The 15,189-nt window shown below is 63.8% G+C and carries 11 protein-coding genes and 1 tRNA gene; 6 read left to right on the top strand and 6 right to left on the bottom strand.

Translation table 11 applies throughout. The features are described 5' to 3' along the window. Positions 1-73: 73 nt before the first annotated feature. Positions 74-1,309: a tyrosine-type recombinase/integrase gene (locus LO50_RS05820; protein WP_044314401.1), complete on the bottom strand. Its 1,236-nt coding sequence runs from the start codon at positions 1,307-1,309 to the stop codon at positions 74-76. Between the two features lie 166 nt (positions 1,310-1,475). Beyond that, positions 1,476-1,552: transfer RNA gene (locus LO50_RS05815), tRNA-Arg, on the bottom strand. Between the two features lie 161 nt (positions 1,553-1,713). On the opposite strand from LO50_RS05815, the gene LO50_RS05810 reads away from it, so the two are divergent. Then, positions 1,714-2,415 (top strand): cytochrome b/b6 domain-containing protein, encoded by a 702-nt coding sequence (locus LO50_RS05810; protein ID WP_080902073.1) that lies wholly within the window; start codon positions 1,714-1,716, stop codon positions 2,413-2,415. Between the two features lie 37 nt (positions 2,416-2,452). Here LO50_RS05810 and LO50_RS05805 read toward each other — a convergent pair whose 3' ends face one another. Beyond that, entirely contained in the window at positions 2,453-2,905 is a 453-nt protein-coding gene (locus LO50_RS05805; protein WP_003282462.1) for a c-type cytochrome, read from the bottom strand. Positions 2,906-3,218: 313 nt separating this feature from the next. On the opposite strand from LO50_RS05805, the gene gabD reads away from it, so the two are divergent. The 5 genes from gabD (at position 3,219) to LO50_RS05780 (ending at position 10,762) form a co-directional block, all read left to right on the top strand. Continuing rightward, positions 3,219-4,667, top strand: coding sequence for an NADP-dependent succinate-semialdehyde dehydrogenase (gene gabD, locus LO50_RS05800; protein ID WP_014822122.1), 1,449 nt, complete (start codon positions 3,219-3,221; stop codon positions 4,665-4,667). A 154-nt stretch (positions 4,668-4,821) separates the two neighbouring features. After that, positions 4,822-6,027 (top strand): HDOD domain-containing protein, encoded by a 1,206-nt coding sequence (locus LO50_RS05795; protein ID WP_023444213.1) that lies wholly within the window; start codon positions 4,822-4,824, stop codon positions 6,025-6,027. Between the two features lie 234 nt (positions 6,028-6,261). Beyond that, positions 6,262-8,367: a 3-hydroxyacyl-CoA dehydrogenase NAD-binding domain-containing protein gene (locus tag LO50_RS05790; RefSeq protein ID WP_044314400.1), complete on the top strand. Its 2,106-nt coding sequence runs from the start codon at positions 6,262-6,264 to the stop codon at positions 8,365-8,367. A 43-nt stretch (positions 8,368-8,410) separates the two neighbouring features. Continuing rightward, positions 8,411-9,607, top strand: a complete 1,197-nt coding sequence (locus tag LO50_RS05785; RefSeq protein ID WP_044314399.1) for an acyl-CoA dehydrogenase family protein — start codon at positions 8,411-8,413, stop codon at positions 9,605-9,607. A gap of 12 nt (positions 9,608-9,619) precedes the next feature. Next, positions 9,620-10,762: an acyl-CoA dehydrogenase family protein gene (locus LO50_RS05780; protein WP_044314398.1), complete on the top strand. Its 1,143-nt coding sequence runs from the start codon at positions 9,620-9,622 to the stop codon at positions 10,760-10,762. A gap of 353 nt (positions 10,763-11,115) precedes the next feature. Here the strand turns inward: LO50_RS05780 and LO50_RS05775 are convergent, their stop codons facing one another. The 3 genes from LO50_RS05775 to LO50_RS05765 are packed head-to-tail and all read right to left on the bottom strand — an operon-like array spanning position 11,116 to position 14,947. Beyond that, positions 11,116-12,159, bottom strand: a complete 1,044-nt coding sequence (locus tag LO50_RS05775; RefSeq protein WP_044314397.1) for a hypothetical protein — start codon at positions 12,157-12,159, stop codon at positions 11,116-11,118. Then, on the bottom strand, positions 12,156-14,063 hold the full coding sequence (locus LO50_RS05770; protein ID WP_044314396.1) for a hypothetical protein: 1,908 nt from the start codon (positions 14,061-14,063) through the stop codon (positions 12,156-12,158). The genes LO50_RS05775 and LO50_RS05770 overlap by 4 nt, the downstream gene beginning before the upstream one ends. Next, positions 14,063-14,947 (bottom strand): SH3 domain-containing protein, encoded by an 885-nt coding sequence (locus LO50_RS05765; protein WP_044314395.1) that lies wholly within the window; start codon positions 14,945-14,947, stop codon positions 14,063-14,065. The genes LO50_RS05770 and LO50_RS05765 overlap by 1 nt, the downstream gene beginning before the upstream one ends. Positions 14,948-15,189 lie beyond the last annotated feature (242 nt).

Genomic DNA, 15,189 nt, shown 5'->3' with positions numbered 1-15,189 from the left:
CTGGCTTTCAGCGATTCAGGAACACCAAGAACACCAAGAACACCGGTTTTTCGGGTGGGTTGGATAAGCATCGTCAGACTGCCTTCCCGAACTGGCCTTGCACCACGGTTCCGTTCTCCAAGCCATCCAGGTAATCGGCATACCACTGCATCATGGTGCGCCGCTGCTCCAGGTAGATGGCCTTGTTGTAGACGCCGGCCACCCCATCCTCCGCATGGGATAGCTGCGCCTCTACATGCTCCTTGGCGAAGCCGTGTTCGCGCAGCGTGGTCGAAGCGATGTGGCGGAAGCCGTGGGCAGTCTGCCGGCCTTCGTAACCCATGCGGCGAAGCGCCATGTTGAAGGCCATGTTGCTACGCGGCTTGGTGCGGTCGTTCCGGCCAGGGAACAGCAATGGATAAGCCCCGGTGATGGCACGCAGGCCCTTGAGTGCTTCGAGGGCCTGGCGCGAAAGCGGGACGGTGTGTGTTCTCCGCTTCTTCATGCGTTCGGCCGGCACGACCCATAGGCCGGCTTCGCGGTCGAATTCGCTCCAGGTGGCTTCCCTCAGTTCGCTTGGGCGGGCGCCGGTGAGCATGAGTAAGCGCAGGCCGTGGCGTAGGTCATCAGCGTGTGGATAGGCGCTGATCGAGCGCAGCAGGGCGGGCAGCTCCTTGGCCGAAACGTGTGCATAGTTCTCGGATGGCTTGGTTTGGAGAAAGCGGCTCAGTCCGTCCAGGGGGTTGTGCACTGCGCGGCCTGTGACGCGGGCCAGGTCATAGATTTCCTTGCAGGATCGGCGCACCCGGCCCATCTGCTCGACAATGCCCAGCTTCTCCATGCCACGCAGGAACTCCATCCACTCGATGGGCGTTATCTCGGCAAAGGGGCGCTTGCCGAACACCGGGAAGGCATGCAGCTCCAGCGCGCCAATGGTTCGTTTCGCTGTGCTGTCGGCCCAGCCGGGCCGGCGAATCTCGATCCACTCGCGGCCTAGCATCTCGAATGTGTGCCCAGCGGCCTCCAGGGATGAAGCCTGACGGGCTTGCTTCGTGGTGATGGGGTTCTTTCCTTCACTGGCGTCCGCCCGCAGCTCAGCAGCCTTGGCACGGGCTACCGATCCGCCAACGGTGGGGTAGCTCCCTAGGCCGATCCATGACCACTTCCCGTCAGGTTTCTTGTACCTCAGCTCCCATGACTTCCCGCCGTTGGGCTTAACCCGGAAGTAAAGCCCCTGGCCGTCATGTTCCCTGTAGGTCGTCTGCTCTGGCTCCAGCCCAGCAAGGGTGGTATCCGCCAGCGGGCGGCGCTTGATATCGCTGCGCTTCATCCCTTGTATGCCTCGGTTCGAATTTTCGGCCAGCATACAAGCTGGCATACACGGCGGGAAGTGCTAGGGGTAGACAGGGAGATACAGCCAGAAACAAGAAAGCCCGCACGGGGCGGGCTTTTCAGGGTGTTTCGTAGACTGCTGGAGACAGGTAGAAACAGGTATTTGGCGCATCCGGCGGGATTCGAACCCACGACCCCTGCCTTCGGAGGGCAGTACTCTATCCAGCTGAGCTACGGATGCGTTGCGGGGCGCAATCATACGCATGTCGTTAACGGGCGTCCATGCTGGTGCGGCCGGGCGGATACGCCCAGGTGCGGCTTTTTCGCAGCTGCCTGTCACCGGGCCGGCTGGTACCCTTGCGTGTCGCGGCCGGGGGCCGTGGGTGTTCGGATGGCGAGGGGATGGAGATGTCGGGCCATATCAAACTCTGGGATGCGCCGCTGCGGCTGTTTCACTGGTTGTTCGCCGGGACGGTGATCGCAGCCGTCGTCACCGGCTGGGTGGGCGGCAATCTGATGCCCTGGCATGGCCGGCTCGGTCTGCTGGTGCTGGGGCTGCTGGTATTTCGTCTGGTGTGGGGCTTCGTCGGGTCGACCTACGCACGCTGGTCGCGGATCTTCGCGGCAACCGTCGGTGTGAAGGATTATCTGCAGGGCAACTGGCGCGAGGCCGGGCACAACCCGCTCGGTGCTTTTTCGGTGCTGGCCATGCTACTGCTGGTGAGCTTTCAGGTGACCAGCGGCTTGATGGCAACCGATGACATCGCCTTCCAGGGCCCGCTTTATACGTTGGTCAGCAGCGAAACCGGCAGCGCGCTGAGCGGCCTGCATCGGCAGGCAAAGTGGCTGCTGCTGGTGCTGATCGGCATGCACATCGGGGCCATCATCTATTACACGCTGGTGATGCGCCGTCCGCTGGTGCGCGCGATGATTGCAGGAAGAACGCAGCGTGAGCACCCGACCCAGCAGGATGCCCGCGGTGGTTCGCTGTTTGCGGCGGTGCTGGCGATTGCGCTGGGTGCGGCTTGCGTATGGGGTGTGCAAGCGGTAGGGGATTGGCTGGAGCCGGAACCCGCCGCGGTCGCACCGAGCCTGGACTGGTAAGCCAGCCGACGGGTTGGTGTCGGCTGGCTGCGACGGGTCAGTCGGCGCGGAACTTGTCGTGGCAGGACTTGCAGCTGCCGCCGACATCGCCGAAGGCCTTCTTGATCGCGGCTTGGTCGCCTTCCGCTGCGACCTTGGCGAGCTGGTTGGCGGCGGCGGTGAAGTCGCGACCGATGCGCCCAGCTTCGTCGAGATTCTGGAAGAACTCAGGCTTCAGGCGAGTCGTCTTGCCCAGCTGTTCGGTGGTGGTGTCCGGGCTGTACAGGCTGCCCATGCCGGAGTTTGCGATGGCGGCGATGGCATTGGCAGCGGCAGCTACCTTGGCCTGGTCGTAGGGCTCCTTGCCATCGACTACCTGGGCCTTGATCTTGCCCATGTTCCAGGACATGAACTGGTAGCCGGCCTGGCGGGTTTCGACCATCTCTTCCGGCTTCATCTGCGCCTGGACGGCAGTGCTGGCCAGCAGGGCGGCGGCCACGGCGCCTGTCATCAATGCTTTCACGGTAACTCCTTATCGATCCTTGGTTATCGGCGGCCGAGGCCGCTCGCGCGCAACTATACCCCGGCCAGTAGTAGGGTTTGGGTAACAAGGCGTGACAGGCCGTGCGATGTATCAGGCTGGTCAATGGCGCGACAACGTCATGCGTCATGAGCTTGCCGGGCCAGTGGCTGCGGTCCTAGCATGGCCGTTCGCAGTGCAATGCGGCGACAGGAACCGGGCGGCGAAGGACGGTTCAGATGATCGTCGTATCAGCCAAACTTTCCGCAGCGGGCCTGCCGCTACGATGCCCGAGGAGACTGCCATGCAACTCAAAGACACCGCTCTGTTCCGTCAGCAGGCCTATATCGATGGCGCCTGGGTCGATGCCGACAGCGGCCAGACCATCAGCGTGAACAACCCGGCCACCGGCGAAACGCTTGGCACGGTGCCGAAGATGGGCGCCGCGGAAACCTGTCGCGCCGTCGATGCCGCCGAGCGTGCGTTGCCGGCCTGGCGTGATCTGACCGCCAAGGAGCGTTCGCAGAAGCTGCGCCGCTGGTTCGAGCTTTTGATGGAGAACCAGGACGACCTTGGCCGCCTGATGACCCTGGAGCAGGGCAAGCCGCTGGCCGAGGCCAAGGGCGAGATCGCCTACGCCGCCTCCTTCATCGAGTGGTTCGCCGAGGAAGCCAAGCGCATCTACGGCGATACCATTCCCGGCCATCAGAAAGACAAACGCATCATCGTCATCAAGCAGCCGATCGGCGTGACCGCGGCGATCACCCCGTGGAATTTCCCGGCAGCAATGATCACCCGCAAGGCCGGCCCGGCACTCGCAGCTGGCTGCACCATGGTGATCAAACCCGCTTCGCAGACGCCGTTCTCGGCACTGGCGATGGTCGAGCTGGCCGAACGCGCCGGGATTCCCAAGGGCGTGCTCAGCGTGGTCACCGGCTCGGCCGGCGACATCGGCAACGAGCTGACCGCCAACCCCAAGGTCCGCAAGATTTCCTTCACCGGCTCCACCGAAGTGGGTGCCAAGCTTATGGAGCAGTGCGCGCCGGGGATCAAGAAGGTGTCCCTCGAGCTGGGCGGCAATGCGCCATTCATCGTCTTCGACGACGCCGATCTGGACGAGGCGGTGAAGGGTGCCGTGCAGTCCAAGTATCGCAATGCCGGGCAGACCTGTGTCTGCGTCAATCGCATCTATGTGCAGGATGGCGTGTATGACGCCTTCGCCGAGAAGTTTCAGGCGGCGGTGGCCAGGCTGCGGGTCGGTAATGGCCTGGAGGAGGGCACGGATCTCGGCCCGCTGATCGATGATCGCGCTGCCGCCAAGGTCCGCGAGCATATCGAGGATGCCGTCGCCCAGGGCGCGCGACTGGTGGCGGGCGGCCAGGCCCATGCGCTTGGCGGCAGTTATTTCGAACCGACCGTGCTGGTCGACGTGCCGGACAGCGCCAAGGTGGCCAAGGAAGAGACCTTCGGCCCGTTGGCGCCGCTGTTCCGCTTCAAGGACGAGGCCGATGCGATCGCCAAGGCCAACGACACCGAGTTCGGCCTGGCCTCCTACTTCTACGCGCGCGATCTGGGCCGGGTGTTCCGCGTCGCCGAGGCGCTGGAGTACGGCATGGTCGGCATCAATACCGGGCTGATCTCTACTGAAGTGGCGCCGTTCGGCGGCGTGAAGTCCTCCGGTCTCGGCCGCGAGGGCTCGAAGTACGGCATTGAGGATTACCTAGAGATCAAGTATCTCTGCATGGGCATCTGAGCCACCTGCGACAGCTGGCCTCAGGGGCCGAGGCTGGCTGTTTGCTATAGGTCAGTGCAGAATCGCGCCCCCACTGGCGCGACCCCCTCAAGGATCTTTCGCCATCTACCTACACCGTCGCTAGGCTGTGGTGACATCTCCAGCGAGCAGTGCAGTGAGCATCTCCGCCCAAGTTTCATTCGTTCTGGTTGCCTACAACGAGCCCTGGCGCGCGGATCAGCTTTGTCAGCTGGTGCGCGAACTGCGCCCCGGTATGCGCGTGCAGCCAGCGGCCGATGGGCATGCCGCGCTGGAACTGTGCAAGCGTCAGGTGCCCAGCCTGTTGATTGTCGATGGTGAGCTGGATGGCCTTGATGGCCGCCAACTGCTGCGCGAACTGCGTCGCCACGGTCCGACCCAGCGCCTGCCCTGCGTGCTGATCAGCGCGCGCACCGATACCGCCAGCGTACGCACCGTGCTGCCGTTGGCACCCGCCGCCTACCTGGGCAAACCCTATGATCTCGACGACTTGCGCCAGCGCCTGGACAAACTGTTGCCGCGTTCGGCCGGTCGTGCAGGGATAACGACGCCCGCATCGACAGACAGCGTGGACAGTTTTCTTGAGCGCATGCGCCCGCATAACCGCGGCGCGCCGCTGCAGGAGGGGGTGCTGGTGGCACTGCAGCGTCTGCAGAGCGGTGATCAGGATTTCGCCGAGCTCGAAGAGCTGTTGGCCCGCGACCCGCAGGTGACCGCGCGGCTGATCAGCGTCGCCAGCAGCGGCACGCAACAGGCCGCACCATGCCTCAGCCTGGGCGAGGCACAGCGCCGGCTCGGCGCTGCGCGCAGTCTCCAGCTGGTGACCGAGCTGGCGCTGCAGCACAACGCCCGGCTGATCGAGCCACGTCTGGCCGAACTGGGTGCGCAGCTTGGCGCGCAGGCGCTGCGCACTGCACGCCTGGCCAGCTGGTTGGCGCGGCAGCTGAAGCTGGACAGAGAGCTCTGCTTCAGCGCCGGCCTGCTGAGGAACATCGGTGAGCTGGCGCTATTACGCAGCCTGCAGGACTGGCTCGACAGTGGCGGCGAGCTGGATGAGTCGAGTCTTCAGCGTTGCCTGCGGGAACGGGCCGCAGGCTTTGGCTCGGCGTTGCGCGCGCAATGGGCGCTGCCGCTGGAGTTGCGCCAGGTGATCGCGGCCTACTACGCCCTGGGCGCCGGCGCACTCAGCCGCGAAGCGCTGGTGCTCAACCTGACGCGCCTGCTGATCGATCTGCCGGAAGGCGGCGAGCCCGCCTCCCTTTCCGGCGAGCGGACGGTGCGTTTGCTGCGTATCGACCCCGACCTGCTCGCTCGCGCCCCGCGGCATGCCGTTTCCGGCTGAAGCCGCCGCGCCCGCTTTGGCGGCGACATTCCTCTGACTGATAGTGCTGTCCGACGCCGGTCCGGCTGCCGGCAATATCAAGCGCTGACGCGCATTACGCGCCTTTGCCCCGCCTGATTGCTGGGCAATGCCGGCCTATCGACATGCGTAACGTGACTCCTTTATTCTGCTGTGCGAAACATGATTCCGTGAAATTACAATTCCAATCAGCATTTCACTCAGCGGAGGCCAGTCATGACAGATGTCGTACGGCTCGAAATTCAGGGCGAGATCGCGCTGATCACGGTCAACAACCCACCGGTCAACGCCCTCGGCCAGGCGGTGCGTGAAGGCCTGCTGAAGGCCTTTCAGCGCGCCGAAGCGGACCAGCAGGTCCGCGCCGTGGCGCTGGTGTGCGAGGGCAATACCTTTATTGCTGGCGCTGACATCAAGGAGTTCGGCAAGCCCCCGCAGGCGCCGAGCCTGCCGGAGGTGATCGAGGTTATCGAAGGCTGCAGCAAGCCGAGCGTCGCCGTTATTCATGGCACCGCGCTCGGTGGCGGGCTGGAAGTCGCGCTGGGCTGTCATTACCGGATCGCCCGCAAGGACGCCAAGGTCGGCCTGCCCGAAGTGAAGCTGGGTCTGTTACCCGGTGCCGGTGGTACCCAGCGCTTGCCGCGTCTGGCAGGGGTTGAGAAGGCGCTGGACATGATTGTCAGCGGCACACCCATCGGTGCGGCGGAGGCGGTCGAGCACCACATCGTCGACGAGCTGTTCGAGGGTGATCTGCGCGAGGCCGGCCTCGCCTATGCCCGTCGTATGGTCGGTGAAGGCCGCGCCCCGCGACGCACCGGCGAGCAGACCAGAGGCATTGAGGGCGCCGACAACGAGGCGCTGATCCGCGCCAAGCACGCAGAAGTCGCCAAGCGCATGCCCGGACTGTTCTCGCCGCTGCGCTGCATTGCGGCGGTTGAAGCCGCGACACAGCTGCCGCTGACCGAGGGCCTCAAGCGTGAGCGCGAACTCTTCGCCGAGTGCCTGAACTCGCCGCAGCGTGGTGCCTTGGTCCATTCATTCTTCTCAGAACGCCAGGCTGGCAAGATCAATGATCTGCCATCCGATGTGAAACCTCGCTCGATCAAGACCGCCGCGGTGATCGGCGGCGGCACCATGGGTGTCGGTATCGCCTTGAGCTTCGCCAATGCCGGTGTTCCGGTGAAGCTGCTGGAAATCAATGACGAAGCGCTGCAACGCGGCCTGCAGCGTGCCCGCGACACCTATGCAGCCAGCGTCAAGCGCGGCAGCCTGACCGAGGAGGCCATGGAGCAGCGCCTGGCGCTGGTCGAAGGCGTCACCGAGTACGCCGCGCTGGCCGATGCCGATGTAGTGGTCGAAGCGGTCTTCGAGGAAATGGGCGTCAAGCAGCAGGTCTTCGAACAGCTGGATGCCGTGTGCAAGCCCGGTGCGATCCTCGCCTCGAACACGTCATCGCTGGATCTGGACGCCATCGCCGCCTTCACCAAACGGCCGGAAGACGTGGTCGGCCTGCACTTTTTCAGCCCGGCCAATGTCATGCGCCTGCTGGAAGTGGTACGCGGCGCGAAGACCAGCAATGAGGTGCTTGCCACCGCCATGGCCATCGGCAAGCAGCTGAAGAAGGTCTCGGTGGTGGTCGGCGTCTGCGACGGTTTCGTCGGCAACCGCATGGTCTTCCAGTACGGCCGCGAGGCGGAGTTCCTCTTGGAGGAGGGTGCCACGCCGCAGCAGGTCGATGGTGTGCTGCGCAACTTCGGCATGGCCATGGGGCCGTTCGCCATGCGCGACCTGTCCGGTCTCGACATCGGTCAGGCGATCCGCAAGCGCCAACGCGCAACCCTGCCGCCTCACCTGGATTTCCCCACCGTCTCCGACAAGCTCTGCGCCGCCGGCATGCTCGGGCAGAAGACCGGCGCCGGCTACTACCGCTACGAACCGGGCAACCGCACCGCGCAGGAGAACCCCGACCTTGCGCCTATGCTGGAAGCAGCGTCGCAAGAGAAAGGCATCGAGCGCCAGGCGCTCGACGAGCAGTACATCGTCGAGCGCTGCATCTTCGCGCTGGTCAACGAGGGCGCGAAGATTCTCGAAGAGGGTATCGCCCAGCGTTCCAGCGATATCGACGTCATCTACCTGAACGGCTACGGCTTCCCGGCCTTCCGTGGTGGCCCGATGTTCTATGCCGACAGCGTCGGCCTGGACTGGGTGCTGGCGCGGGTCAAGGAACTGCACGCACGTTGCGGCGACTGGTGGAAGCCAGCGCCGCTGCTGGAAAAACTGGCCGCCGAAGGCCGCACCTTTACCGACTGGCAGGCCGGGCAATGAGTGCCGCCCGCCTGCAAACCGAACGCAGCATGAGGACTTTCCCATGAACGTCAACTACACGGCCGAAGAGCTCGCCTTTCGCGATGAAGTGCGCGCCTTCCTGAAAAGCGAGCTGCCGGCGGACATCGCCGCCAAGGTCAAGCTCGGCAAGCACATGTCCAAGCAGGATCACGAGCGCTGGCAGCAGATTCTGGTCAAGCGCGGCTGGTACGCGCCGGGCTGGCCGGTGGAACTGGGCGGCACCACCTGGGGCCCGGTTGAGAAGCACATCTTCGACGAGGAATGCTCGGCCTTCGGCGCGCCGCGTACCGTGCCCTTTGGCGTCAACATGGTCGCCCCGGTGATCATCAAGTTCGGCACCCAGCAGCAGATCGACCATTACCTGCCGCGCATTCTTTCTGGCGAGGACTGGTGGTGCCAGGGCTATTCCGAGCCGGGTGCCGGCTCTGACCTGGCGAGCTTGAAGACCCGCGCCGTGCGCGCCGGCGACCACTACGTGGTCAACGGCCAGAAGACCTGGACCACCCTCGGCCAGCACGCCAACATGATCTTCTGTCTGGTGCGCACCGACCCCGAAGCCCAGCAGCAGCGCGGCATCAGCTTCCTCCTGATCGACATGAAGAGCCCGGGCATCAGCGTGCGGCCGATCATCACTCTGGACGGCGACCACGAGGTCAACGAAGTCTTCTTCGACAACGTCCGCGTGCCGGTGGAAAACCTCGTCGGCGAGGAAAACCAGGGCTGGACATGCGCCAAGTATCTGCTGACCCACGAGCGTACGGGCCTGGCCGGCATCGGCTCGTCCAAGGCGGTGTTGGCGCATCTGAAGCGCATCGCGATGAAGGAAGTCTGCGACGGCAAGCCGATGCTCGAAGACCCGCTGTTCCGCGCCCAGGTCGCGGAAGTGGAAATGCAGCTGATGGCCATCGAGATGAGCACCCTGCGCATCCTCGCCGCGGCGAAGGAAGGCGGCGTGCCCGGTGCCGAGTCCTCGATTCTCAAGGTCAAGGGCACCGAGATTCGCCAGGCGATCACTCACCTGTTGCGCAAGGTCATCGGCCCTTACGCGTTGCCGTTCCTCGAAGAGGAAATGCAGCTGGACTACGACGGCGAGCTCCTGCACGCCGACTACAGCGCGTCGCTGGCCGGCGACTACTTCAACATGCGCAAGCTGTCGATCTTCGGCGGCTCCAACGAAATCCAGAAGAACATCGTCTCGAAGATGATTCTCGAGCTGTAAGGGGGCACCGCAATGGACTTCAAACTGACTGAAGAGCAGCAAATGCTGCAAGACACCGCGGCGCGCCTGGTGCGCGACGCCTACCCGTTCGAGCAGCGCGAGAAATTCAGCGAGTCGGAACTGGGCTTCTCGTCCGAGTTCTGGGGGCAGCTGGGTGAGCTGGGCCTGACCGCCGTGCCGTTCTCCGAAGAGATTGGCGGCTTTGGCGGCGGCGGCGTGGAAACCATGCTGGTGATGACCGAGCTGGGCCGCGGGCTGACGCTCGAACCTTACCTGCAATCGGTGATCTTCGGTGGCGGACTGCTCACCCATTTGGGCAGTGACGCGCAGAAGGAGGAGCTGCTGCCGCAGGTGGCGGCCGGTTCGCTGCAACTGGCGGTGGCGCTCGACGAGCCGCAGAGCCACTACAACCTCAACGATGTGCAGACCAAGGCTGAGGCGGTCGACGGCGGGTATCGCCTGTCCGGACGCAAGGCAGTTGTCATCGGTGGACACAGCGCCGGGCAGATCATCGTCTCCGCGCGCACCGCTGGCGACAGTCGCGACGAAGCCGGCATCAGCCTGTTCCTGGTCGATCCGAATGCTCAAGGCATCAGTCGCCGCGTCTACCCGACCATCGACGGGCGCAAGGGCTGCGAGCTGTTCCTCGACAACGTGCAGGTCGGTGCTGACGCCGTGCTTGGCGAGATTGGTAATGCGCTGCCCGCGCTGCGTTATCAGCAGGGCCGCGCCATCGCCGCGCAGTGCGCCGATGCGCTGGGCAGCATGGACGAAGCCTGCAAGCTGACCCTGGATTACCTGAAGACGCGCAAGCAATTCGGCGTACCGATCGGCAAGTTCCAGGTGCTGCAGCACCGCATGGTGGACATGCAGACCGAGCTGGAGCAGGCCACCAGCATGGCGATCCTCGCCGCGACCTTCGCCGACGGCGAAGACAACGACGACCGCCGCCGCATCATCGCCGCCGCCAAATACATCTGCGCCCGCGCCGCGCGAAAGGTGGCTGAAGAGGCGATCCAGCTGCACGGCGGAATCGGCATGACCTGGGAATACAACCTCGCCCACCACGCCAAGCGCCTGGTGATGATCGCCCACCAGTTTGGGGACGATGATCATCACCTGAAGGCCTATGCCAAGTTGATGCAGGTGGCGTGACGCGCCAATCGCGACACACGACCGGGCCCCTGTGGCCCGGTTTTGCTTTGCAGAGATAGGGTCAGGTGCTTAGCCGATTGCGGGCAGGTGTGGCGGAGGCATCGTCTTCACTTTCGTAGGGCTTCAGCTCGCGCCAGCAACCAAACGGTGGGCTGAAGCCCACCCTACGGCGCTGCGCGCAAGGTGGCAGTCTCGTAGGGTGGACGTCGCCTTTATATCCACGCGAAGCAACTTGGGTTGCGTTTTGGTGGGTTACCCAGTGGGCGGTGATCGCACCGGGTGTTAGTCATTTGATCTGGACGTAAAAAAGCCGGGCAATTGCCCGGCCTTTCTGCGACGCGATCAGCGAGCGATCAGATGCTGTCGAGTTGCGGGTTCAGGCGGTCCAGCAGGCGCTTGCTGCGGCGGCCGTTCTGCAGGTCGCCCAGATCCGTCAGGCGCACGCGGTCCTTCGGCTCGACCTTCAACTCCACGCCGCTGACGTCGCCGAGTAGAGCCTTCCTGAGCAGTTCGCAACTGTCTTCCATGCCCTTTGGCAGGTCCTTGAATTCACGGCTGCAGTCCTTTTCGGTCTGTTCAATGACCTTCTCGTAATGCGCCTTGCGCTGTTTTTCGGCGCTGCCTTCGGTGGGGTTCAGCGGGGTGTTGTAGCGCTGATACAGAGCAATGCTGCGCTCGGCCATGCCGCGATCCTTGACGCTGAACGAGGCGCTTTGCAATTCGGCGCGCTCGACGCTCGATGCCAACTCGCCCAGCTCGCTCATGAATGCCCACTGCCCCCGGTCGTCGCCACCGAAGCTTTCGCTCAGGCGCTGCAGCTTGCGATTCAAATCGCGCAGGTTGCTCAGGCGGTAGCTGACACGCGAATCGAACAGTTCTGGCAGATCGACCGCCAGCTCTGTCTCCAGGGTGCCGGCATCGTCATCGATGTCCACGTAGATCTCGACGTCGTAGGGCTTGAGCTCGGCCAGGCCGCTGATCAGTGCGGGTTCGAAGCCGCGAGCGCTAGCCATGCCTCGGCCGAAGCCGCCGCCGGCCATCGCGCCGAGGCTGCTCAGTCCGCTAAGGGCACGGTTGTCGGCCTCGACGCCATTGAAGCGCAGCCGCAAGCGGGTCCGCTCGTCGTTGATGGAACGGTCGCTGATGATGACCTCAGCCACCTGCAGGCTTGGCTCGCGTCCACCGGCCTCCACTTGCAGCTCGGAGATCGTCACGCGGCCGCCGAAGGGGCTGGACGAAACCGACTTCCAACGCAGGGTTTCTTCAAGCTCGTGCTCGTAAACCCAGTCTTCGATCAGCTTTTCTGCCTGGCTGCTGCTGTAGGCGCTCAGGCCAAAGTAGCCGGCCACCAGTACGGCAACGGCAGCGCCGGCGATCAGGGGTAGGCGCTTGCTCATTCGTCATCTCCTTGGAGCTCGGCACGTTCGGGCCAGGCTTGTTGTATCAGCGACTTGGCCTCTTCCGGCGTCCAGTCCGGGTCACCGATTTCGTGTCGTGCGAGTTTCAGCGGGTCGCGCAGGTCGGCGCAGCCCTTTTCGCTGCAGCCTTGCAGCGTAGTGGCGCTGATCAGCGTCAGCGGCAGGTTTTGCTCATCCTTGCGCGATGCATCCAGGCGCGCCTCGCCCTTGACCAGGAACCAGCCCTCGTCGGCGTCTTGCTCGCTGTCTTTGGTATCCAATACCGCAGGGTACGGATAGTCGACCTCCCAGCCACCATCGGTCTTGCCATCGATATGCACGATCTGGCTGTAGCCCTGCGCGCGGCCTTGCATCATCGCGGCATAGCCACCGCCACTGAACGGCGAGTAGCTGGCATCGCTGAGGATGCGTCCGTAGAGCTCTTCGGGTTTGCGAGTTTCACGGCGCAGCTGACGATACAGCTGCAGCTGTTGCTCAGCCTGGCGTGCAAGCAGCTCGCGCTGGCGCTGGGCTTCACGCTCGCGCTCCAGCTCGGCGCGGCGCTGCAGTTCAGCTTCCTTGCGCTCGTATGCGAACAGGTGGTTATCGGCGCGGGCCGGGTCGTATTCCCACTTCTTGGTACGGTAATGACGCGAAAGCGAAATGTCGTAGAGCCAGAAATCCCGATCGCCCTCGTACAGCCCTTTTTCCAGATCCCGCATGCCGTAGAACTGGATCGCTCTGATCTTGGGCGCGCTCTTGTCGAGGTGTGCGGTGGCGAGGTCGATTGTCCGGCGAATGCTTTCCAGGTCGCGGAAAAGGTCACGGGTTTCGGTCAGAGCGATCAGCGTGACGCTACCGGCATTCCAGTGGCCGTTATAGCTATGGCCCATGCGCAGCAGGTAATGCACCTTGCTGGCAGGTTCGCTATGCAACAGCAGCAACAGGTTCTTGCGTTGGTCGATACCCACTACCGGAAGCTGCGGCGCGTCGCCGTAGATTTCCAGGCCATCCAGGAAGCTGCCTTTGAACTGATGCAGACGCACGCCATCGCGGCGGTTGAGCGTCAGCGAGCCGCTGCCCTGCGCGTAGCCGTCCGGGCCGCATGTCACGCCGCTGGATGTCGCGGAGATATTCGCTATGTCGTCCTCCGGCTTGAACCCCAGGCGGAAGCGGCAGCCGTTCTGATCGGTGATCTCTGTGATGAAGTCGGCCTTGGCAAAAACATCCCGGGCCAGCGGCGGTTGCCAGCCGTTGACGCTGAACTCTTTGGCGATAACCGGGGCGGGGGCCACGGCCTGCTCAACCGGGGCTGGCCTTTCTGCCGGCTCAGCGGGTTGGGCGTCGGCTAAAGGTGCTGTCGGCGCTGGGGATGCGGCTGGGGGTTGTGGTGCTTCGGCTTCGGCTTGCGTCGGTTTGGCCGGCTCCGGCTCTGCGGTGGCCGGAGCGGTCTCGCGCGCAGCAGGTGCAGCGGAAGCGGGGGCTTCAGCAGGCGCTTGGGCGACGGTTGGCGCAGGGGCTTGCTCGGCTGCAGGCTGCGGAGCTGCCGGGGCAGTATCTGCTGCTTGCGCCAACCAGCCGGCGGCCTGGCTGGCGCTACCGCTGGCCTGGGTCTTGCCGGTGCTGTCTACACTGGTCCAGCTCAGTTGCGTGGCGCTCGAGCACTGAGTGGCGAACAGGCCGCCAAGTTTTGGTAGCAAGCGGTTAATGGAGTCCTGGTCTGCTGGGCCGGCAAATGCGAAACGCAGCTTCAGGTTGTCGCTGCACCAAGGCTGGCCATCGGCGTGGTCGACAAAGACTTCGACGTTTTCCGCCTTCGAATAGGCCAGCCGATGGCTGGCTGCCTGGGCCGAAGCCGTTACGGCCAGGCTTAAGGCCAGCAGGGAAATGTGGCGTACGTTCATCAGATCAGCTCCCAGGCACCGTCGGCCGCCTGACAGGCCTTGGCAGTCTGCTGCTCATTGCTGCCCTGGGCTGTCACGTCGTACTTGATCGTTCGGCAGGTGGCCTGGGCCGTCATGGCCTGCTCGACCGGAACAGCATCCAGATCGATGGCGTCCAGATCAATGCCCTTGGAGGCTGCGCTGGCGATATCGAGGCTGTCGAGATCGGTCGCCGTTTCGGCTGCGGCGCTCTGGGTCGACTGGGCAGGCTTTTTAACCTGAGCCACCAACGGCGCGTAAACATAGCCGATGGTTACGCCGCGGCGGCCCACCATGATCCAGTCATTGTCGGTGCGACCAATCGCGGTAAAGGTGGTGCCAGCTGGCAACCCTGCAACCTTTTCGGCTTTGAGGTCGGGCGCATTGCGTACGTTCGCCGATTTAACCGCCTGGTAGGGCTGGTTGATGAGGGTCATGTTCGCTACCGGCTGCACTTTGGGAGTGCGCTTGACTGCGACTTCACGTTGTACGGTTTCGGTCTTGATCGGGGTAATGGTGGCTTTGGCATCGCTGTGGCTCGACGACCACTGAGTGGTCTGGCCATCCTGGGTGTACTGCAGCGCTTGCTGGGTCTGCAGCGCAAGCGCCTCGCGATCTCGCACGTCAAGCTTCGCGCCGATAGTCTTGCCCAGGTAACCGCCGGCCAGTGCGCCTGCGATCATCGCTGCGGTGCGACCGCTACCGTTTCCAACCTGGCTACCGATGAGAATGCCTGCTGCGGTGCCGACCAGGGTGCCGATGTTCTCTTTGTTGGCCCACTCGTTCTCGGCCATGTTGGCGCAACCGGCGCTGAACACGATGGCGCTGCTGAGCAACAGCACGCTGGTTTTTTTTGCGAAGCCCATGAGGTAGTCCTTATCTGAATGGCTGGCAGGTAGCATTCAGGACTGACGCGACGGCCGTTGCAGTGCCGACGGGGCTGCCGTTTCAATCCCTGAAATGGCCGGCAATTACACACAAATATGGCCTGCATCACAAACTCAAAAGCGTCTAGGACGGCAATCCGAGTGCGAACGGCTGAAGCTGCAGGGGTTTGGCAGTGTCGTGGCGGTCGGCTTTCAGCTCAACTGACCGACAATCCGAAGGG

It is taken from the genome of Stutzerimonas stutzeri, assembly GCF_000935215.1.
Taxonomy (GTDB): Bacteria; Pseudomonadota; Gammaproteobacteria; order Pseudomonadales; family Pseudomonadaceae; genus Stutzerimonas.
Note: the sequence above shows the minus strand (reverse complement) of the source record. Positions and strands in the feature narration are given on the sequence as shown.

Coding starts and splice junctions, on each gene's coding strand:
- LO50_RS05810 (WP_080902073.1), top strand. CDS start 1,714: ATGGAGATGTCGGGCCATATCAAACTCTGGGATGCGCCGCTGCGGCTG.
- LO50_RS05820 (WP_044314401.1), bottom strand. CDS start 1,309: ATGAAGCGCAGCGATATCAAGCGCCGCCCGCTGGCGGATACCACCCTT.
- gabD (WP_014822122.1), top strand. CDS start 3,219: ATGCAACTCAAAGACACCGCTCTGTTCCGTCAGCAGGCCTATATCGAT.
- LO50_RS05780 (WP_044314398.1), top strand. CDS start 9,620: ATGGACTTCAAACTGACTGAAGAGCAGCAAATGCTGCAAGACACCGCG.
- LO50_RS05805 (WP_003282462.1), bottom strand. CDS start 2,905: ATGACAGGCGCCGTGGCCGCCGCCCTGCTGGCCAGCACTGCCGTCCAG.
- LO50_RS05790 (WP_044314400.1), top strand. CDS start 6,262: ATGACAGATGTCGTACGGCTCGAAATTCAGGGCGAGATCGCGCTGATC.
- LO50_RS05785 (WP_044314399.1), top strand. CDS start 8,411: ATGAACGTCAACTACACGGCCGAAGAGCTCGCCTTTCGCGATGAAGTG.
- LO50_RS05775 (WP_044314397.1), bottom strand. CDS start 12,159: ATGAGCAAGCGCCTACCCCTGATCGCCGGCGCTGCCGTTGCCGTACTG.
- LO50_RS05765 (WP_044314395.1), bottom strand. CDS start 14,947: ATGGGCTTCGCAAAAAAAACCAGCGTGCTGTTGCTCAGCAGCGCCATC.
- LO50_RS05770 (WP_044314396.1), bottom strand. CDS start 14,063: ATGAACGTACGCCACATTTCCCTGCTGGCCTTAAGCCTGGCCGTAACG.